Annotated in this window: 16 protein-coding genes; 12 read left to right on the top strand and 4 right to left on the bottom strand. The window is 57.2% G+C overall.

The window, feature by feature from the left end; translation table 11 throughout:
* Positions 1–11 precede the first annotated feature (11 nt).
* Together AC1RKH_RS21855 and AC1RKH_RS21850 are read left to right on the top strand one after the other, a co-directional pair.
* Positions 12–1358, top strand: a complete 1347-nt coding sequence (locus AC1RKH_RS21855) for a carbohydrate porin (RefSeq protein ID WP_493063158.1) — start codon at positions 12–14, stop codon at positions 1356–1358.
* A gap of 127 nt (positions 1359–1485) precedes the next feature.
* Entirely contained in the window at positions 1486–2340 is an 855-nt protein-coding gene (locus tag AC1RKH_RS21850; protein WP_493063157.1) for a D-hexose-6-phosphate mutarotase, read from the top strand.
* A 63-nt stretch (positions 2341–2403) separates the two neighbouring features.
* Here the strand turns inward: AC1RKH_RS21850 and AC1RKH_RS21845 are convergent, their stop codons facing one another.
* Positions 2404–2973 carry an antibiotic biosynthesis monooxygenase gene (locus tag AC1RKH_RS21845; protein WP_493063156.1) on the bottom strand — a complete coding sequence of 190 codons (570 nt, stop codon included), beginning with the start codon at positions 2971–2973 and terminating at the stop codon, positions 2404–2406.
* A 209-nt stretch (positions 2974–3182) separates the two neighbouring features.
* Between AC1RKH_RS21845 and AC1RKH_RS21840 the strand changes: the two genes are divergently transcribed.
* On the top strand, positions 3183–4142 hold the full coding sequence (locus AC1RKH_RS21840) for a MerR family transcriptional regulator (protein WP_493063155.1): 960 nt from the start codon (positions 3183–3185) through the stop codon (positions 4140–4142).
* Between the two features lie 3 nt (positions 4143–4145).
* On the opposite strand, the gene AC1RKH_RS21835 is transcribed toward AC1RKH_RS21840, so the two are convergent.
* Entirely contained in the window at positions 4146–4751 is a 606-nt protein-coding gene (locus AC1RKH_RS21835; RefSeq protein WP_493063154.1) for a hypothetical protein, read from the bottom strand.
* 324 nt (positions 4752–5075) lie between these two features.
* Between AC1RKH_RS21835 and AC1RKH_RS21830 the strand changes: the two genes are divergently transcribed.
* From AC1RKH_RS21830 to AC1RKH_RS21815, 4 genes are all read left to right on the top strand, one after another.
* On the top strand, positions 5076–5531 hold the full coding sequence (locus AC1RKH_RS21830; protein WP_493063153.1) for a flavodoxin: 456 nt from the start codon (positions 5076–5078) through the stop codon (positions 5529–5531).
* Positions 5532–5721: 190 nt separating this feature from the next.
* A complete protein-coding gene (locus AC1RKH_RS21825; protein WP_123426700.1) occupies positions 5722–6504 on the top strand; it encodes a class II aldolase/adducin family protein in 783 nt (260 codons plus the stop codon).
* Entirely contained in the window at positions 6504–7406 is a 903-nt protein-coding gene (locus AC1RKH_RS21820) for an alpha/beta fold hydrolase (protein ID WP_493063152.1), read from the top strand. Before AC1RKH_RS21825 ends, AC1RKH_RS21820 begins: the two co-directional genes overlap by 1 nt.
* 143 nt (positions 7407–7549) lie before the next feature.
* The gene (locus AC1RKH_RS21815) at positions 7550–8461 is read left to right on the top strand and encodes an SDR family oxidoreductase (protein WP_123426702.1); all 912 of its coding nucleotides are present in this window, start codon (positions 7550–7552) and stop codon (positions 8459–8461) included.
* Positions 8462–8519: 58 nt separating this feature from the next.
* Here AC1RKH_RS21815 and AC1RKH_RS21810 read toward each other — a convergent pair whose 3' ends face one another.
* Positions 8520–8777, bottom strand: a complete 258-nt coding sequence (locus AC1RKH_RS21810; RefSeq protein ID WP_493063151.1) for a hypothetical protein — start codon at positions 8775–8777, stop codon at positions 8520–8522.
* Positions 8777–10852 carry an S-type pyocin domain-containing protein gene (locus tag AC1RKH_RS21805; protein WP_493063150.1) on the bottom strand — a complete coding sequence of 692 codons (2076 nt, stop codon included), beginning with the start codon at positions 10850–10852 and terminating at the stop codon, positions 8777–8779. Before AC1RKH_RS21805 ends, AC1RKH_RS21810 begins: the two co-directional genes overlap by 1 nt.
* Before the next feature lie 751 nt (positions 10853–11603).
* On the opposite strand from AC1RKH_RS21805, the gene AC1RKH_RS21800 reads away from it, so the two are divergent.
* The 5 genes from AC1RKH_RS21800 (at position 11604) to AC1RKH_RS21780 (ending at position 20868) form a co-directional block, all read left to right on the top strand.
* Positions 11604–13397 carry a DUF1302 domain-containing protein gene (locus tag AC1RKH_RS21800; RefSeq protein ID WP_493063149.1) on the top strand — a complete coding sequence of 598 codons (1794 nt, stop codon included), beginning with the start codon at positions 11604–11606 and terminating at the stop codon, positions 13395–13397.
* A gap of 22 nt (positions 13398–13419) precedes the next feature.
* Positions 13420–14787, top strand: a complete 1368-nt coding sequence (locus AC1RKH_RS21795; protein ID WP_493063148.1) for a DUF1329 domain-containing protein — start codon at positions 13420–13422, stop codon at positions 14785–14787.
* A gap of 307 nt (positions 14788–15094) precedes the next feature.
* Positions 15095–17650 (top strand): LuxR C-terminal-related transcriptional regulator, encoded by a 2556-nt coding sequence (locus tag AC1RKH_RS21790; RefSeq protein WP_493063147.1) that lies wholly within the window; start codon positions 15095–15097, stop codon positions 17648–17650.
* A 220-nt stretch (positions 17651–17870) separates the two neighbouring features.
* Positions 17871–18218 (top strand): hypothetical protein, encoded by a 348-nt coding sequence (locus AC1RKH_RS21785; RefSeq protein WP_493063146.1) that lies wholly within the window; start codon positions 17871–17873, stop codon positions 18216–18218.
* Positions 18219–18408: 190 nt separating this feature from the next.
* Positions 18409–20868 (top strand): dermonecrotic toxin domain-containing protein, encoded by a 2460-nt coding sequence (locus AC1RKH_RS21780; protein ID WP_493063145.1) that lies wholly within the window; start codon positions 18409–18411, stop codon positions 20866–20868.
* The last annotated feature ends 12 nt before the right edge of the window (positions 20869–20880 follow it).

The following is a 20880-nucleotide window of genomic DNA, read 5'->3' as shown; positions in this document are numbered from 1 at the left end:
AGGATGTAGGGATGAAAAAGAACAACAACGCTCAGCTTATCTGCCAATTGTCAGCTGTTGCGGTGCTGATCATGGCCGGTAATGTACACGCGGCTGACGCATTCAGCGCCGACTCCAAATGGATGACGGGGGACTGGGGTGGCGAGCGGACCAAGCTGATCGAACAAGGTATCGACATCAAGGCGGATTACGTCGGTGAAGTGGGCGCCAACCTCCACGGCGGCTACAACCACGACAAGACGGCGCGTTACGCCGACCAGTTTGGCCTGGGCGTGGCGCTGGACCTGCAAAAGCTGTGGGGCTGGGATAACACCCAGGCCAAGATCCAGCTCACCAACCGTAACGGTCAGAACATCTCCAATGACCGTGTCGGCGACCCGCGTGCCGGCACCTTGAGTTCCTCCCAGGAAGTCTACGGCCGTGGCCATATGGTCCGTCTGACCCAATTGTGGGTCCAGCACCAGTTCCTCGACGGCAAACTGGACGTCAAAGCCGGTTACTTCGGCGAGGGCGAAGACTTCAACACCTTCCCTTGCGAGTTCCAGAACCTGGCGTTCTGCGGCTCCCAAGCGGGTAACTGGGCGACCGGTATCTGGTTCAACTGGCCGGTCATGCAGGCGGCGGTTCGCGTGAAGTACAACATCACGCCTGAGTTCTATGCGCAGATCGGCGCGTACAACCAGAACCCATCGCAACTGGAGCACGGTAACGGCTTCAAGCTCAGCGGCAGTGGTACCAAGGGCACCGTCTTGCCGGTCGAACTGGTCTGGTCGCCGAAGGTCAACAACCTGCCGGGCGAATACCGTGTCGGTTACTACAAGAGCACTGCCGACGCCAATGACGTCCGTAAAGACGACAATGGCAATGATGCAGCGACCACAGGCAACGCCTTCCGCAGCCATGACAGCAAGCACGGCTACTGGTTTGTGGCGCAGCAACAACTCACCACCCACAACGGTGACGCTTCTCGCGGTCTGAACATCGCGGCCAACGCCACTTTCCACGACAAGGACACCAACGTCGTCGACAACTACCAGTCGCTGATGTTTGTGTACAAGGGCCCATTCGACGCACGTCCAAAAGATGACGTCGGGATCGGTTTTGCCCGTATCCATGTCAACGATGACGTGAAGAAAAACGCCGAGTTGGTCAACGCCGCCAATGGTGTCACCGACTACGACAATCCGCTGTTCTCGCCACTGCGTTCCACCGAGTACAACTACGAGATCAACTACGGTTTCCACGTTACCAACTGGCTGACTGTGCGTCCTAACCTGCAATACATCACTCACCCGGGCGGTGTTGATGAAGTCGACAACGCGCTGGTGGCCGGTTTGAAAATTCAGTCGGTGTTCTAACGCTGTTGCGATAAGCTCCTCTCCATGTGCGCATTTTTGCGGACGGCCAAGGCTGTCCGCTTTTTTTTGGGGCGGCGCAACCCTGTAGCTCCTATCGGTATGGCAATGATTTTCAGGACCGCGGCACATGCTTGAGCATCCGCTACAACGCTTCTTCAAATCCCTGCGCGAGCGCCCGGTATTTGCCTGGGAGCGCTATCAGCAGCGCGAGGTGCTGGTGATCGACCATCCGCTGTGTCAGGCGGTGTTCAGTCGTCAGGGCGCGCAGTTGCTGCATTTCCAGCCCAAGGGCCAAAAGCCCTGGCTCTGGTGCGCGGCGAAGTGGCCGCATGTCGGGGCGATTCGCGGTGGCGTGCCGGTCTGCTGGCCATGGTATGGCCGTCATCCGAGTGAAAATGCCTGGCCGTCCCATGGTTGGGCGCGGCTGATCGACTGGAAACTGATCGACAGCAGCACCGCTGACGATGGCATACGCCTGCATTGGCAATTGCAGTTGTGCGACTGGCAAGTGGACCTGCATGCGCACTTGGGTGAGCGTATGGATTTGCGCCTGAGCACCGAGCATCAGGACAGCCTGCCGTGCCAACTGAGCCATGCATTGCACGCCTATTGGCGTATAGGCGACGTTGGTGAGGTAGCGCTGTCTGGACTCGATGGCGCGCAGGGTTATGATCAGCTCAAACGTGAGTTTTGCGAGCAGAAAGGCGAGTTGCGGGTTGAGGGTGGCTGTCAGCGGGTGTTCCAGCACGAGGGCGAGTTGCAGCTCAAGGATCACGCCTGGCAGCGTCAGTTGTGCATCGACACCGGTGACAGTGCCGACACGGTGGTCTGGCATCCGGGGTCACGGCCGCTGCTGGGCGTGAGCTGGAACGAAATCTCGGAGTTTGTCTGCGTGGAGGCGGCCAGCGGCGGCACCGATAGCCTGAGCCTGGCGCCCGGAGAGCGGGCGCATTTGAGTCTGCAGGCGCGGGTGGGGGCTTAGCTCAACGTGTGAGGCGGGGCTGATGAGGCTATCGCTGGCAAACAGACCGCCGTCCGGACACTCCTACGGAATTTGTCTCGAAGGCGCCGAGGGTAAGGGGCGCGTGGGTGTGTTGTTCAACCAGCCGGCCAGCAAGTGGGTCGACAGGGGAATGAAGAAGTAGACCATCAACGGCGTCAGGGCCAGGGTGCTGACGAATACACGGGTCAGCAGGCCCATGTCGCTCAGCAACGGACCGAGAACAAAGTTGAACAGCAGTGAAACCGGGAAAAACGCCAGCCAGATCGCCACGGCCTGTTTCCACCGGGGTGGGCGTTGCCCGACCGCGCCGAACCAGCCGTCGATGCCGCTGACCCGATGTTCGGAAGGGTGGGCGAACAAGTCGCTGCCGCGTCCCAGCCACGCAGTGCGCGAGGCGGAGTGTTCCCAGGCATGCAGGGTCTGCTCATCGGCGAAGCGGAAGATAATCTGGAACTCGTCATCGTCGGGTGGCGGAGCGAGCACGCCAGAGCCGAGATAGCCGGGAAAGTCGGTGGCCAGTTCTTCGCCTTCGCGCAGCCAGGCGATCAGGTCCTGATAACGGCCGTTGGCAACGCGGCGCGCAACCATCAGCGTGACGGGTGAGGTAGACATTGTGTATCTCCGTAGGGCGAGCACGCGGTTCCGGGTAGGAGGCGTACAAAACGCAGCACCGGGGTAAAGGGCTGTGTTTAAAAACAAGCAAGGATTATTCCCGATTTCACGCAATACGCCAGAGACGTTGGTCGGCTAACACTCCCTTGTATATTTGACACCGTTGAGCGCTAAATGGGATCCAATCTGACACGGACGTCTCAAAGCTCATGGTGGCTATCACTGAACCTCCCCAGACCTTGCAGTCTTCTGCCTCTGTAAAGCAGGAGCAAATGTTCCCGATCCGTGAAGTGGCACGCCTGACGGGTATCAACCCGGTGACCCTGCGGGCCTGGGAACGGCGCTATGGTTTGATCCAGCCGACACGCACCGAAAGCGGGCATCGACTGTATTCCATGACCGATATCGAGCGGGTTCGCAGCATTCTTGGCTGGATCGGTCGGGGTGTGGCGGTCAGCAAGGTAGGCAAGATTCTGGCGAAGAACAATGCAGCGTTGGCGTTGTCAGCCATCATCCCGGATGAGCTGGTTCAGGCTGACTATGCCCAGTGGCACACTCAGATCAAAGCAGCGCTCGGCAATTTTGACGATGTGGAGTTGGGGCGGATTTACGGCCAGGTATTTTCCACGTATTCACTGACCGTGGTGTTCCAGGACATTTTGATGCCACTGTGGACGCAGTTACTCCAGCAACACACCCTGTTCGGAGAAACCAGCGAGTGGGTGATGCTGGACGGGTTTCTACGTACCAGAGTTCTTCAGCGGCTGTTTTTGTTGCGAGGTACGCAGCCGTTGCGGGTGGTTGTTTCTGCGATGGATGGACAGTGCCGCAAGCTTGAGTTGCTATTGGCGGCTTTGTATATGGGCAGTGCAGAGGTGGGAATCAGGCTACTGGCACTGGGGCAGCCATTTGATGAGCTGTCCCTGGTCTGTGACAGGATCAAGCCGCACGCGCTGGTGTTGTTCTCCAATCAAGCGCCGACGCCTGACTTTTTCCGCCGTCTGAATGGATTGGCGATGGGCCTGGATTGCCGCCTGATGCTGGCCGGTGATTCGGCAGATCTGGCACAGGAGAGCCTGGCCGGGTCGTCGATTGGTTGTCTGGGGAGTGACGGAGCGTTGATGCAACAGCGTCTCCAGCAGTTCCTCGCGGGAACGCTCGATACCTGACACTCAAATATGCAAGGCGGGATGTGTCAGGCGATGCTGCTGAAGGATGTACTGACGCAGGCGTTCGGTTTCATCCTTGTCGCTTTGGCTGAGCCGATAGGCGTAATAGCTGTGCTCGGTTTCTCGCTCGAAGGTCCCACGCAACGCAATGCGTTCGTAGCCCGAAGGGCTGAACCACAACGCAAAGCTTTTTGGCGGCTTGGTCCGGTTACGGACTTCCAGCAAAATCCCTTTGAATGACACTTCGTGCACCCACAGCGTACCGGGCTGGCCTTTGGCATTCTCCAGGGCTACGGGCTCCTCCAGCGCCAGGCGCCAAGGGCGAACCATCGGTCCGTCCTCGTAAATGCTCGGTACGCCCAGGCGCAAATGCAGCGCATGAAACTCATCCTCCACCAGGTGCAGTGGAAAGGTCATTTGCTGATTTTCGAAGTGTGCCTGGATGGTGACCTGCTCATTGGCCGCCAGGCGGGTCAGCAAGTCGCGGATTTGCGAACCCCCATTAACCAGCAGGCTCGACGTCGCATCGCGCACATTGAGCTGCGGGTTGTGCTGCATGGTCTGGATGAAATCCAGTTCATCCTGAGTCAGGAGGGCATCGCGATGCATGGTTTGCTCGAAAGATATAATTACAAAGTCATTGGTGATTGTAGTTAATGACCATTAATTCGACAGCTTGTTTTGACCGTTTGTCGCTTTGAGCGCATGCAGTTCCGCTTGAACTTTGGCCCGTTGGACTTCCAGTTGTGCAATCCGTTGTATCAGCTGGGCATTGATCATCAGAAAGTCTTTTCTGCGCTAAATGATGCGCTGCATTTTATGACATGGCTGCGGGCTGTCCACTGGCCGGCAGCGCTAATTGAGAGGCAATCGCAGTTTTTTGGCGTCAGCTGTTAATATTCCGGTCTTTTATTCAGCTTCAGGATCAGATTGATGAAAGTCGCCATCCTTTCCGGCTCGGTGTACGGCACGGCTGAAGAAGTCGCCCGGCACGCGGCCAACCTTCTCAAGGCTGCGGGTTTTGAAACCTGGCACAACCCGCGTGCAACCCTGGCGGATGTTCAGGCATTTGGCCCGGAGGCCTTTCTGGCCGTGACCTCGACCACTGGCATGGGCGAGTTGCCGGACAACCTGCAACCGCTGTATTCGATGATTCGCGATCAACTGCCCGCTGCCTGGCGCGGTTTGCCTGGTGCAGTGATTGGTCTGGGGGATGCCAGCTACGGCGATACCTTCTGCGGTGGCGGCGAACAAATGCGCGAGCTGTTCGGTGAGTTGGGCGTGCGTGAAGTGCTGCCGATGCTGCGCCTGGACGCCAGCGAAAGCGTGACCCCGGAAACCGACGCCGAACCTTGGCTGGCAGAACTGATCAGTGCTCTGCGCGACTGACCGGGTTGTTGAACCTGTTTGCCGCGCCCTGTTGGCCCGGGTGTTGTGACAGTGCTCACGTCATTTAGCGGCCGAAAGCTTGCTGACCCGGTAGGTCAGTAAGCTGGCTGCCAATGCAACTACACGAATCCCGACAGCTGACTAGACTGCATTCACACCCACAAAATAATAAGAAACAGAGGTCCTTGCCGTGAGCGTAACCCCCGTTCAATCGACACCCGATGTGAAAGATCAGGTCAGTGCCGCCGAGTGGCAAACCCGTGTTGATCTGGCAGCCTGCTATCGGTTGGTGGCCCTGCAGGGTTGGGACGATCTGATCTTCACCCACATCTCGGCCAAGGTGCCGGGCACGGAAGATTTTTTGATCAATCCGTTCGGGATGATGTTTCACGAAATCACCGCTTCGAGCCTGGTCAAAGTCGATCAGGCCGGCAACAAGCTGATGGACAGCCCCTACGAGATCAACCCCGCCGGTTACACCATTCACAGCGCCGTGCACGAAGTGCGTCACGACGTGGTGTGTGTGCTGCATACCCACACGGCCGCCGGTGTGGCGGTTTCCGCGCAGAAGCAGGGCGTGTTGCCCATCAGCCAGCAATCGCTGTTTGTGCTGTCCAGCCTGGGGTATCACGCCTATGAAGGCGTCGCCCTCAACCACGAGGAAAAGGTGCGCCTGCAAGCTGACCTCGGTGAAAACAACTTCCTGATGCTACACAACCACGGACTACTGACCTGCGGCAGCAGCATTGCCGATACCTTTTTGATGATGTTCACCTTCCAGCGCGCTTGCGATATCCAGGTGCTGGCGCAGAACGGCGGGGCTGAACTGATTGCCATCGAACCGCAGATCCTCGCAGGCGCCAAGGCGATGATTGCCGGCGTGACCAAAAGTGCTCAAGGGATGGGCGGCGCACTGGCCTGGCCGGCGTTGCTGCGCAAACTCGATCAACAAGCCCCGGGTTTCAGACTCTAATGCCACTCGCCGAGATCCCTCTGTGCGTCTGGCGCAAACGCGGCCAGAGCTTCTTGTTCCGTGGCCAGACCATCCGCTACTGGGTGGCCGGACAGGGTGACCCGTTGCTGCTGATCCACGGTTTCCCCACTGCCAGCTGGGATTGGCATTATCTGTGGCAGCCATTGGCCCAGCGGTATCGGGTGATCGCTTGCGACATGCTCGGTTTTGGCGACTCGGCCAAGCCGCTGGACCATGAATATTGCCTGTTGGAGCAAGCCGATTTGCAGCAGGCACTGCTGGAACATTTGGGCGTCCGGCAGCCCGTACACCTCCTGGCGCATGATTACGGGGACAGCGTGGCTCAGGAGTTACTGGCGCGGCATGCTGAAGCGCGCATCGAGATCGGCAGTTGTGTGTTCCTCAACGGTGGCCTGTTTCCCGAGACTCATCGGCCGGTGTTGATGCAGAAACTGTTGCTCAGCCCGTTGGGCTGGATGATCGGGCGGGCGTTTAGCCGGGATGGGCTGGTCAAGAGTTTCCGGCAGATCTTCGGTCCCCAGACCCGTCCGAGCGAAAGCGAACTGGATGATTTCTGGAGCCTGATCGACAACAATCGCGGCACACGGATCATGCACAGGCTGATCAATTATATTCCACAGCGACGTATGCAGCGGGATCGCTGGGTCAGGGCCATGCAAGCGGGGACCGTCCCGCTTCGGGTGATCGATGGCGAAGTCGATCCGGTTTCCGGCGGCCACATGGTCGAACGTTACCGGCAACTGATCCCCAATCCGGACACGGTGTTGCTGCCCGGGATTGGTCATTACCCGCAAATCGAAGCGCCGGTTCAGGTGCTCAAACATTACCTGGCGTTTCGTGACCAGGTGGATCCCCCCGCGCTGAAAACCGCCTGTTCCTGATTCACGGATCGGCGTAAGCGCATCGTGCGCTCATCATCCTCCTGCCTTATCGCGCACCATTCAGCCTCAGCCCTGTTGATTGTGAGCACTCGCGCCGTGCCTGACACTCGGACTCACTGTCCCTGGTCCGCTGGAGTTTGGTAATGAAAGAGTCTGTTCGCTTCGAAGATAAAGTCGTGATCATCACGGGTGCAGGCGGCGGCCTCGGACGGGCTCATGCACTGTTATTCGCCAGGCAGGGCGCCAGGGTGCTGGTCAACGATCTCGGAGGCTCGGCTCAAGGTGAAGGCGCCAACGCTTCAGCGGCAGACCGTGTAGTCGCGGAAATTCGCGAAGCGGGCGGTATTGCCGAGGCCAACCACGATTCCGTCACCGACGGCGACAAAATTGTGCAAAACGCGCTTGATGCCTTCGGGCGTGTCGACGTGGTGGTCAACAACGCAGGGATTCTGCGTGACAAGACCTTCCACAAAATGGAAGACGGCGATTGGGACCTGGTTTACCGCGTCCATGTCGAAGGTGCCTATAAAGTCACCCGCGCCGCGTGGCCGCACATGCGTGAGCAAAACTACGGTCGAGTGATCTTCACTGCCTCGACGTCGGGCATCTACGGCAATTTCGGTCAGTCCAACTACGGCATGGCCAAACTCGGCCTCTATGGCCTGACCCGAACCCTGGCCATCGAAGGCCGCAAGAACAACATCCTGGTCAACGCCATCGCACCGACGGGCGGCACGCGCATGACCGAAGGCCTGATCCCGCCGCAAGTCTTCGAACAGCTGAAACCGGAACTGGTCAGCCCGCTGGTGGTGTACCTGGGCAGCGAAAACTGCCAGGAAACCTCCGGCCTGTTCGAAGTTGGCGGTGGCTGGATGGGTAAGGTGCGCTGGGAGCGCAGCCTCGGCGCCGGGTTTGATCCGCGTGAGGGGTTCTCGCCAGAAGACGTTGCTGCCCATTGGGAGCAGATTTGCGACTTCGAAGGTGCAGCGCATCCCAAGGACAATATTGAGGCGCTGAAGGAAATGATGGCGAATTTGCAGAAGTATTCGCTTTAAGAAATCTGGGCCACCAAGCCGCACAGATGCGACTTGGTGGCTTTTCCGGCCTGTTTGGCTAGCCGTATCGATTTTCTGTTACGAAGCTGGGGGCTTTCCAGTTAAGGCCTTTAGTCGCCAGCCCTTTTTCTCCCTTTGCCAATACCCCGTTTTCGAAGAGTCGTGCATAGATGCGTTGAAGTTCTCCGTGTCGGGTGGCTTCAGGTTTGTATCTCCCTATCATCATGTCCAAATGGGGCGTTGCTTTTACCAGCGCGAAGACCGTAACGATATCTTCCAGAGATTCATTCTTCACAATTTGCTCAATAGTATTCATTACCACATCTCCTTCAGAAATCTTTGATAGTCGCGTTTATCTTGTTCTTCTGCGGCGGCTAGTGCATTCGGCGTATAGAGTAGCGAGGGATCGTCTTTCAGTTTGAAGTCTTCCAACGTTGCGGTATGAACATTGTTCCATACCGAGGAGTCTGCATCAGGCATCTCAGTGTCTCCATAGCCCAGAGCTCTAAATCTTTCGAGTTCCCTTATTTCATGAGTGTAGAAACGTTTGTCGGTGTCAGTTATCTCAAGCTCTCCTTTGAGAATTTTCTCCAGCCGATCGATCATCACTTTATTGGCATCAGACGGAAGAAACCGAGACGTATGCAAATTGACCATATTGACTCCTTCTTGGGAGGCGGTTGCAGACCGCCACTCCATTTCTAAAACTGGCCCACCTGTCTGTTCAGGATTGAAATCACGTCCGCTGTGTTCTCCCTCGACAACTGCTCCCTCATATGGGCTGTTGAACACAACATAGAGCGGCGGAATGCCCGAATCTGCCGGAAAGACAGTGATGAAGCCGCCAAAACTATAGAGATCCAACTCCGGAAATACATCGATCCTTCCTTCGACGGCAGTCACGGTAGTGCCGTTATAAACGAAAATGTTTGGCTCGCTCTTTGGACGCGAAGTTGACGCGTTGTCCGGTTCCACAATCGGCGTCCAGGTCATACCGGTGGACGACGCATCGGGGGTGTAGGACCTGTAGACGTTTATATCTGGATCGCGGGTGGCGAGCCGCACCGGTACTTTAGAAGGCACCGTCGTTCCGTTCGTGGCGGCAACAAAGAACTCCGTTATGTTGCCCACAGTTCTCGAGCCAATAGCCACCGGCAGTTCAATTTCCCCATTCGCCGCCGCGATGGCGTGCAAGTCATGGGGATCGTCGGGCGTGAGATCTGAAAGTGGAACGCTCAAGGCGTGAAGGTCACTGTTAGCCAATGGTGAGGGAAACAGCAGCGCCGCAAACCCGCCAATAATTGCGCCTGCCGAGGCGGCGGCGCCTGCAATTACAGCTGCCACTGCTGCTCGCAGTGCAGACTTCAAGGCGAGGTTGGTCGCTGTGCTTGTGGCAAGGTTTGCCGTTGCAATGGTAAACACCGGCCCAGCTGCGGCGGCCGAGCCTGATACGGGAAACGGGCGATTGATCTGGGCGTTTTCAAGCGACGCTATTAGCGATCTAAGCCTCGCGGATTGTGCCTCTCGTTCTGCTCGTGCCTTTGCCGCATTCTCTTCTCGTGCTTTAGCTTCTTGCGCTATACGCGCCTGTTCGGCTAGCGCCGCGAGATGCGCTTGTTCGGCAGCGATGTGCCGCGCGGCTGCTTCTGCTGCAATCTGAGCCTGCTCGTTGGCCAATCGCTGAGCTTCTGCCAATGCTGCAAGCCGCGCCTGCTCTCGGGCCTGGGCCTCTGCTAGCGCGTTCATATGCGCCAATTGCGCTGCGACCCTCTGGGCTTGCTGTTCCGCCGCCATTCGGGCCTGATCATCTGCCTGCACAGCGCGGAGAAAGTTCTGCACATTGACGGATTGCTGGTTGAGCAAGTGGATGGTTTGGTACAACAGGCGTGCGTCGTGGGCCGCCCTGTACGACGCGGTCCATGCCTGCATCGCAGAGTCGACCGACTTCCCCATGGCCAAGGCTCTTGGGGGGAACTCATGCACAGACCTGCCAATGGGGTCGATGCCATAAAAACTATTGGCGATTGCCGTTTTGCCATGAAACTCCGCGGTCTTTCGAAGCAACAGCGTGTGACGCACGCCCAACTCGCGAATGATCGCGTCGGCGGGTGGAAGCGGGGCGGTTGAACCTTCCAGTCTTGTTGCGGCCAGTTCATGCTCAATGGTCTGCGGTAGTTGACTTATTCGGATTGCATACTCCTGCTCCGAAGCCTGGATGACGGCCCGCAATGTGGTAAAAGTTATATCGACTATCGAATTGACGCCGTAGTGATCGCTGTAAAGAATGGTTCCAGAGTCGTTGCTGAAACCTCCACCTATGAGATCTATACCACCGGGTAGTGGCTGAGCACCAATGTAGAGTGTTGGAAGTTCCAAGGGAGGTTTTTGCATATTCATATCCTTTTGAATGTGCTTGATACGTTAAAAGAACAACTTGTTGGCCACCCACTGTATTCATGGACTGCCGTTTTTTGCTTGGTGCGATTTAAAGTTACAACAGAAGCGAAAGGCATGGGTCCGAGAGAGGTGTGGGTTATTACATGTAAAGCTGAAAGAGGCTTCGATGAAACCTAAGCAGAGGCAGGATTATCGCTGGAGTAAAAAGATGTTTCTTATAGGACTTACGGAAACTTATTGTAGGAAAACGAAAAGTCGTCGTTTACCGGAATGCCACCCATAAAAAAGGCCGCTGCAAACGCAGCGGCCAAGGTAAGACGTTGGATCAAGGAGCTACAAATCAACGTCAGTGAACACGGGGCGATGAACTGAAAAGGTTTCAGTTCACCTGGATTCTGTCGCCAGTGAGGCGGGAGGGTCACACCTCGGTACATCGTGCTTTCGGGCCCATTGCCGTGAAAGCCAGGCAAGGATAAGTCCTTATCGCCAAAGGAAAAATAGCGATTCGGGACAATGACTGTTACAGCCTCGGCAACAGTCGCTGCCACACACAGCGTAGCAGCTGGCCCGCGTCATGCGCGTGACTGATAGCCCTTCATCCAGCCCATCCATGCCCGGCGCAAAGCCCCGGCCCGTGCGGGCATTCATCCTTTGGAGGTACAACGCGAATACCTCCTTGGTGCGCTTATCGCGCCCATAGGGCGGCAGTAGGGTGGGGCCTTCTGTCACTCACCGGGGAAGACGCATGACAAAAACAACAATGCGCGCCATCTTCACGCCGCAGACGCTCGCCGTCGCGGTCGCCTTGGGTTGCTGTGCCCAGGCACAGGCTGTCGATTTCAATATCGGGGAAATCGAGGGCACGTTCGACTCTTCGCTGTCGATCGGCGCGAGCTGGGGCATGCGCGATGCCGACAAGTCGCTGGTGGGCATCGTCAATGGCGGCACGGGCCAGTCATCGACCGGTGACGACGGGCGTTTGAACTTCAAGAAAGGGCAGGCTTATTCGGAAATCTTCAAGGGCATCCATGACCTCGAACTGAAGTACGGCGATAGCGGGGTCTTCGTGCGGGGTAAATACTGGTACGACTTTGCGCTGCAAAACCGCGACCTGGAGTTCAAGAACGTCAGCAACGACGACCGCAAGGAAGGCGCCAAATCCTCCGGTGGGGAGATTCTCGATGCGTTCGTCTATCACAACTATTCCATCGCCGATCTGCCGGGCACCGTGCGTGCCGGTAAGCAGGTGGTCAGTTGGGGTGAAAGTACCTTCATCGGCAACTCGATCAACAGTATCAACCCGATCGACGTCTCAGCGTTCCGCCGTCCCGGTGCGGAAATCAAGGAAGGCCTGATTCCGGTCAACATGCTGTTTGCCTCCCAAGGGCTTACCGACCAGCTGACGGTGGAAGGTTTCTACCAGTTGCAGTGGGACGAGACCGTTCTGGATAACTGCGGCACCTTCTTCGGCGTCGACGTGGCGGCTGAAGGTTGCACCAAGGGTTACACCGTCGGCAGCCCGGCGATTGCACCGTTGCAGCCGATTGCCGCGGCGTTTGGCCAGGGTTTCGAAGTCAGCCGCGAAGGGGTGATCGTCCAGCGCGCCAGCGACCGTGATGCGCGTAATTCCGGGCAGTGGGGGACCGCCTTGCGCTGGCTGGGCGACGGTACCGAGTACGGCCTGTACTTCATGAACTACCACAGTCGCACGCCGACCGTCGGCACCATCACCGCGGGCCGCTCGACGCTGTCGGCGCTCCCGGGGATTGTCGGCACCGCCAACGCGATTGCTCCGGGTACCGGCTCTGCTCTGGCGCAAAGCGTGATGCTCGGACGCGGCCAGTATTTCCTCGAATACCCGGAGGACATTCGCCTGTACGGCGCGAGCTTCGCGACCACCTTGCCCACAGGCACTGCGTGGACCGGGGAAATCAGCTATCGGCCGAACGCGCCGATACAGGTCAACACCAATGACCTGACGCTGGCGCTGCTCAACCCGATTGCCGGCGGTGCCGCGTCGCCGATCAAGACCACGCCGGGCGCGGATAACAGCGGCTACCGGCGCAAGGAAGTGACCCAGGTGCAAAGCACCCTGACGCACTTCTTCGACCAGGTACTCGGCGCGGAGCGTTTGACCGTTGTCGGCGAGGCGGCGGTGGTGCGCGTCGGCGGTCTGGAGCCGCGCAGCCAACTGCGTTACGGCCGTGACTCGGTCTACGGCCAGTACGGTTTCGGTGGTGACACCGGCGGCTTTGTCACCTCGATGTCCTGGGGTTACCGCGCGCGGGCGATCCTCGATTACGCCAACGTGATCGGCGGGGTCAACCTCAAGCCCAACCTCTCCTGGTCGCATGACGTCAGTGGTTACGGGCCCAACGGATTGTTCAACCAGGGTGCCAAGGCCGTGAGCCTTGGGGTCGATGCCGACTACCGCAACACCTACACCGCAAGCCTCAGTTACACCGACTTCTTCGGTGGCCGTTACAACACCCTGACTGACCGCGACTTCCTCGCTTTGAGTGTCGGCGTGAACTTCTGATTTGTCTGAGAAGGATGATTTTATGCGCAAGATTATTCTGCAATGCGGTGCCCTGGCCCTGAGCTTGCTGGCAGCCAACGTGATGGCGGCGGTATCGCCCGAAGAAGCTGGAAAACTGGGCACTAGCCTGACGCCGCTGGGCGCGGAGAAGGCCGGGAACGCCGATGGTTCGATTCCAGCCTGGACCGGCGGCATCCCGAAAAACGCCGGTGCGGTGGACAGCAAAGGCTTTTTGGCGGACCCGTTCGCCAGTGAAAAACCGCTGTTCACCATCACCACGGCCACGGTCGACAAATACAAGGACAAGCTCTCGGACGGGCAGGTGGCGATGTTCAAACGCTACCCGGACACCTACAAAATCCCGGTCTACCCGACCCACCGCACAGTCGCCGTGCCGCCGGATATCTATGAGTCGGCCAAGCGCAGCGCGCTGAACGTCACCAGCATCAACGACGGTAACGGTTTGGCCAACTTCACCGGTAACCGTTACTACGCCTTCCCGATTCCGAAGAATGGCGTCGAGGTGCTGTGGAACCACATCACCCGTTATCACGGCGGCAATCTCAAACGCATCATCACTCAGGTGACTCCGCAGACCAACGGCGCCTACACGCCGATTCGCTTCGAGGAAGAGATCGCCGTACCGCACCTGATCAAGGACATCGATCCGGAAAAAGCCGCCAACGTGCTGACCTTCTTCAAGCAGTCGGTGACTGCGCCGGCACGTTTGGCCGGTAACGTCCTGCTGGTTCACGAAACCCTCGATCAGGTGAAAGAGCCGCGCCTGGCGTGGATCTACAACGCCGGTCAACGTCGCGTACGCCGTGCTCCGCAAGTGGCCTACGACGGACCAGGCACCGCCGCCGACGGTCTGCGGACCTCGGACAACTTCGACATGTTTTCCGGGGCGCCGGATCGCTATGACTGGAAGCTGATCGGCAAGAAGGAAATGTACATTCCGTACAACAGCTACAAGCTAGATTCACCGAGCCTGAAGTACGACGATGTGATCAAGGCCGGGCACATCAACCAGGACCTGACTCGCTATGAGCTGCACCGGGTCTGGGAAATTGTCGGCACGGTCAAACCGAGCGAGCGGCACATCTACGCCAAACGCCACATGTTCCTCGACGAAGACAGCTGGCAAGTCGCGCTGGTGGACCACTACGACGGTCGCGGCCAACTCTGGCGAGTGGCCGAAGGTCATGCCCAGTACTACTACGATCACCAGACACCGGCTTACACCCTGGAAGCGCTCTACGACATCATCGCCGGCCGTTACATCGCCTTGGGGATGAAGAACGAAGAGAAGCACAGCTTCGAGTTCGGCTTCGACGCCAAGACGGCCGACTACACTCCGGCAGCCTTGCGTGCAGAGGGCGTTCGGTAAGGGTTTTGACACGCCGGCCGAGTAGAGGGTGACCTTCTGGTTAATGCCAATCAGTCATGGTACGCAACCTGTGGGAGCGGGCTTGCTCGCGAAGACGGTGTATCAGTCAACAGAGATGTTGAATGTGATGGCCTCTTCGCGAGCAAGCCCGCTCCCACAAGGATTTCGTCATTCAACTCCTTGACTGACTGGTATCAGACCCGCCGGTCACCTTTTTTATGGGCGCCAATCAGCGTCCTGAATGTTTCTCAACACGGCGCCGGGAGAGGGTTAGGGTTGCGCCACAACTATAAAAAGGCACGCCGCAATGACCGCCATGACTCAGTGTCTGGACCGTCCAGGATTCCTGCCCCGTTTGTCTTCCCAACACCTGCCCCGCGAGCGCCTGGCGCAACCGTTACTGGCATCGACTGCGCGGGTGAAATTGCTCTGCGCACCGGCTGGCAGCGGTAAAAGCGCGCTGTTCGCCGAGTGCCTGTTGCAGGCGCCGCCTCCGTGCACGGTTTATTGGCTGCCCTTGAACGGCGCGCTGCAAAGCCGCGCTGAATTTTGTCGGACGTTGGCGCAGGTGTTAGGGCTTGCGGTGCAAGACGAGCCGAGTCTGTTGGCGTATCTGGCGCACTTGCAGGCACCCACCTGGTTATTTCTCGATGACTATTGCCGCGTTCCGGCACCAGAGCTCGACGCGCTGCTTGATCGCGTGCTGGCCGTCAGCAGCCCGGCCCTGACGTGGTGGCTGGGTGGACGTCGACGTCCGCATTGCAACTGGCCGCGGTTGTTGCTCGATGACGAACTGTACGAGTGCGCCAGTGCCGAGCTGGTATTCAATCGCGAAGAAATCCAGCAATTGATCGATAAGCTCCCCCATTCGCTGTGTGCGAATGCGAGCGAACGGATCTTTCAGCGCAGCGGTGGTTGGTGCGCCTGCGTGCGGGTGGCCTTGCTCGATGGCAACGGGAGCAGTGTCAGTGAACTCAAGCAAGGGCGTTCGGCGACGTTGCTCGATTACCTGGATCACGAGCTGTTCAGCACCTTGTCACCGGAACTCTCCGAAGCCTGGCGAGTGCTGGCTCATCTACCGCGTTTCAACGTCGGACTCTGCGAACATCTGTTCGGCGCGGGCGAGGGTGGCCACTGGTTACGAACCTTGCAGGAGCTCGGCTGCTTCATCGAGCCCTGGGAAGACTCGGCAGACTGGCTGCAGGTGTTCCCGCCGCTGGCGAAGCTGGTACGCGATGATGAATGGGAGGCCGGTCGCTCGTGGCATCGTCGGGCCTGTCAGTGGTTCATTGCACAGCAAGACTGGCAAGTGGCGTTCGAGCAGGCGCTATTGGCCGAAGAGTTTGAGGTCGCGGTCAGCCTGTTGCAGCATTTCAGCTTCGAGCATTTGTTCCAGCATCAGAATGTGCTGTTGCTGCTGCGTCTGCATGAACAGCAAGGTGCCGACCTGATGTTTGGCAGCCCGCAGTTGGTCGGGTTGATCACCGCTGCATTGTTGTTCGCCGGACGCTTCGAACAAGCGGGCGTCTGTATCGAGCAAATGGCCCGATTCGCCCCGCAACCGTCGGCCACGTTGCAGCGTCAACTGGTGGCGCGCTGGCAGGCTCAGCAAGGTTGGTTGTTGCATTTGCAAGGGCGCATGGAACCTGCCCGTGAGCATTTTCTCGATGCGTTGACCGAGCTTCCAGCCTTGGCCTGGCCGGCACGTTTGCTGTGTTTGTCCGGGTTGACGCAGCAAGCCTTGCTCAAGGGTGAACTTGATGTGGCTCAGGCGTTCAATCGCCAGGCGCTGTGTCTGGCGCGGGCGCAAGGGGCGTTGCTGTTCGAGGGCTTGCTGGAGCTCGATCACGCGCAACTGCTGGAGCAGCGCGGTGCGCCTCATCGCGCCGAAAGCCTGTTGTGCAGCATCAATAAGTTGCTTTGCGAGCAAGCCAGACATGCCACGCCATTGCTGGGGCGGATTGCCCTGCGTCGGGGGCGATTGGCTCTGTGTCAGGGGCATGACGATCAAGCTGCCGAGCTTTTTGAGTCAGGACTTCAACTGTGTTTGCGCAGTCAGGACAAGCGCGTGTTGTACGGCTTTCTGGGGCTGGCCCAAGTGGCCGCCAATCAGGGCGATTACGCTCAGGCCTTCGTCCGCTTGCGAGACGCAGAGCGAATGATGCAGCGCCAGCACATTCCCGATACCGTTTATCGCGGTGTCCTGCTGCAAGTCAGTAGCCACTTCTGGTTGCAGCAGGGGCGCCCGGAGTTGGCCCACGAAGCCTTGACCCGGGTGCTGCGCCACTATCACGGGCCCGACGCGCGTCAGGCTCCACCGGCTACTTTGGAACTGATCCCACGTATTGAGTGCTTGCTGATACTGGCTAATGTGTACCTGCAACAGGCGAATGATCCTCAGGCAAAACTCAAGGTATTGCAGGAGCAGGCGCACGAACGGGGTATGCACAGTCTGGAGACAGAACTCCATCTCGCATCGGCTGAGGTGGCTTATCTGGCAGGGAATCGAGTCCTGGCCAAGCAAGCCCTGAAAGTGGGCCTGGAATGGGTGAAACGTTGTCATGGTGAGCAGGCGTTACGCGAACTGGGTTTGCGTCAGCCGAACCTGATCGCAGTCCTGGAAGAGACACAAACGCAGCTCGAGAGTGTTGGGTCAGGTCTCAAAGAAAACCCTCTGAGTCTGCGTGAAATGGAAGTGCTCAAGTTGATAGCGTTGGGGTGTTCCAATCAACAGATCGCGGAGCAACTGTTCATTTCGCTGCACACGGTGAAAACCCACGCGCGACGGATACACAGCAAGTTTGGGGTCCAGCGCAGGACGCAAGCAGTGGCTAAGGCCATTATGTTAGGGGGGGTGGTTTAATAGTTGAATGTGTCTGTAGTGTGTAGAAAGAATAGGCTGATTTTGCTGTAATGGCTGGGTATTTGACGGGGTTGTGGGTTGTTTCAGTTGCTGTTTTTACGAATTTAAACAAGTTTGTGAGTGCTCTTGATGTTGTAAGTGTCTATAAATGATTGGGCGGCCAGTTAGCGTTTTGTTTTCTAGTGTTGTTCAATTAATAATTCATTTATAGGTCTTTGTGATGTCTGATGTTCTTCGCGAAAAAACTCGTATTAAGCTGAACCATATTTTCAAAGAGCGTGGTTATGGTCTGGATCCCGATGACACCTTTTTTTCTGGTTGGGTTATCAATGATCTGAAGCAGGAAGTTGTCTCTTACTCAGAGTCTCTGACGTGGGCTGTCATGGAGAAAGTGCAGCACGATGAGTTTCCGTCATTCGATGAAAAGTCCGCCGGCATTTTTTCTGTTCGATGGAGCATGGATCTGAAATATCGTGTAGATCCACGTGTGCTGGATGTCAGGGAGTTTAATAGGATCTGTCATGGGATTGTTATTGAGTTCAGGAAAGAAAAGTTCTTCGCTGACTAAGAGCAGGCTCATCGTGTGACATTCGATAAGAACCCCATGCGCGCCGGATGAATGAGAGATTGGGAGAGGCAGAATTCAGTCTCTCAGGCTGTTGCTCAGGCGAAGCTGTTTGGTGGTTTTGTTCAATGTGGAGTTATTGAGTCAGTCCGTGGCAATTTGCTGTTCTATAAAACACCAAAAGGAAGAGTGTGTGAGTATTGATACTTTAACAAAGATTGCGGGTGATAAGGTTCAGGAAGAACTTTTACGCCCATCGAAACGAGCAATGATTGAGCGACTTCACCTGATACCGGATTGGTTGCAACGCGCCAGTGAAGAGGATCGCCAGTATTACTTCGATTCTGAACAGTCCCTGACACAAAAAGAACAAGTACTGGATAAACTGTTGAGGGAAATGAAATCCCTCAAGGATTTCGTGAACTTTCATGTCCAGGAAATTATCAGAGTTGAAACCGACGAACTCGTCGACCCGGAGCAGATTTTCGTCAACGCTCGCCATACATTCTATGTGGGGCAGCAAAAGGTCATTCAATGTAATCGCCTGACCCTGTCCGAGTTCGTACTCAACGGTGTGTATGATCCGGCCTCTGCTCCATTGGAGATCACCCTTGAAGGTGAAACACTGCCGGCGGGCTTGACCAGGCAATTTCTCTTGGAGGATCTGAGAGAGACTAGTCTTCGTTCGGCGTATGCCGTTCTTTTTGAAGAAAGATACCGCAATGAAGCGGTGCTGCAAGCCCTGCAATCTGTGTTGGAAACTCGCACGGTACTGAGTTCGCTCAGCGCAAAACTGCGGGGGCATATCAGCGCCGAGAGCCTCAAGATTGTCGATCGGGCCAGCCAGAATGCAGAAAACTATTCACTGGGAGATCTTTCGTTCGAAGGCTGGGAACATGCCTTCCAGGGGATGATTGTCTATTGCGGGCCGGAAGGTGAAGGCGGTACTTGCGTCCTTTATGCGCCGGAGGCTCCCGGGGGCAGGATCTGGTACGAATTTGCAAGCATCAGGCAATTGAACTTCCACCTGTTTGACTGGACGACTCAGCCAGCGGGACGCAGCTACCTGAGCCGACAATCTCACGCCAGTGAGCGAGGGCGTACTGATGCGTACATGAGGCTCTTGCTGGAACTTCCGAGTCAGTGGCGCGGTATCCAGCGCAACCCTTGGCCGTCGGTCGGTGCAGGTGCATTACGTCAAGGTGTTTTGCTTAATGTCGGTTGGCTGCGGGGCGAAATGGAGGCGGTCATTCCCGCCGGTTATCGCTCGGCCTCGTCCTACCAGCGACAGCACTTCGCCCGGTTGAACACCGAGCTTAAAGCGTTGACCTTGCTTGCCACCCGCGAGGCGGCGCTGATCAGCTACGAGAAATTCGCCTATGACCTGATTAAAACGCGAATTGAAGATGTCCTGGCGGAAAACGGCGAAACGGTCGTCATCGACCCCGACCGGATCATGGTGGAGCTGGACGTCTCGAAAGAGATGACCTTGTCTCAACTGATCATCAAAGAGCATCACATTACTGACGATGGTGACTCTGGAAGTTACCCGGGGATTTACCCAAGAGTTCGTTTGTTGCTCGGTCATCCACCTGTTTCCGATCTGTTGATTAAATATTTGCCTGGCTGGTCAAGGACGCTGCGTCCGGGGGAAAAGTACATTGACATGTTGGAAGCAAACTATCTGGATACAAATGCCCCGGGCTACGCGCTGAAACGCGATGTGTATGTGAACCTGCGACTGCATGAAATGCAGCGTGCCGCGTTAGCGGAATTCTTCAGCGGCAGACTGACCAGGCAACAAAGTTGGGAGATCGAAGGGGCCATTGATCGGTTGCGCGAGCCGGAGCCTTCGGATCGGTGGGAGTTTGAAGAGCCCGAGTCCCCCCAGCGCAACGGTGTGTACACGTTTCATCTGGACGGCCGCAGGATCGAGGGTGTTTATGTTTTTCGCACGATGAACAAGGGCGTGGCAGAGGACTTGTTGTATACCCCTTATGCCCCGGATGACCGATGGTTTCGACCGCTGGCCGAGTTCGCCAGGTCGGTCAAAGTGAACGGTTTAGGCAGTTATTACTGCAAGCGCGCCAAGTTCACCGACCAGCGGGTGGTCGCCGCTTACATCGAAACAGTGCGGATCAGCAGTGCCGACGTCGAGCCGCCACGACTGCAATTTGAGAGCCGTGTGCGTGACTTTTCTCGTTGTTACACCGATATGATCGGTCAGATCATTGACGGTGTAGATGCCCAGACCACGAGTCTTATCGAGATTGTCGGCAAACTGGCCTACGACGCTGCGGTAGCGGCCGTCACCGTCGTAGGGTGTGTGTTCCCGCCGATTGGTCTCGGACTGAGCGCCGTGGTGATGGCAAAAGGGCTGTTCGATGGGGCCAGGGCTTACCACGAAGGTGATTATGAGGCGCTGTTCGCAAGCTACCTCGATTGCATGCTGGAACTGGCCACGATGCGCATCGGCAAGTTGGGGTTCTCGCAGATGCAGAAGGCGATTGCCAAGCGCTTGGGCGATGCGAATACCTGCTTGAACGTTGTCTCGGCGTGCAGTGGAACAACAGTGGATCTGGCGGTGATGACCGCCTTGATGAAGGAGGCGCTCGAGGAGCCAGAGTCCAGCGAGCGGACAATCCTGGCGTAAGTACAGGCGTTC

Source organism: Pseudomonas sp. GW822-FHT06B12 (genome assembly GCF_058799675.1).
The sequence above is the reverse complement of the archived record's forward strand: the minus strand, read 5'-3'. Positions and strand labels throughout refer to the sequence as shown.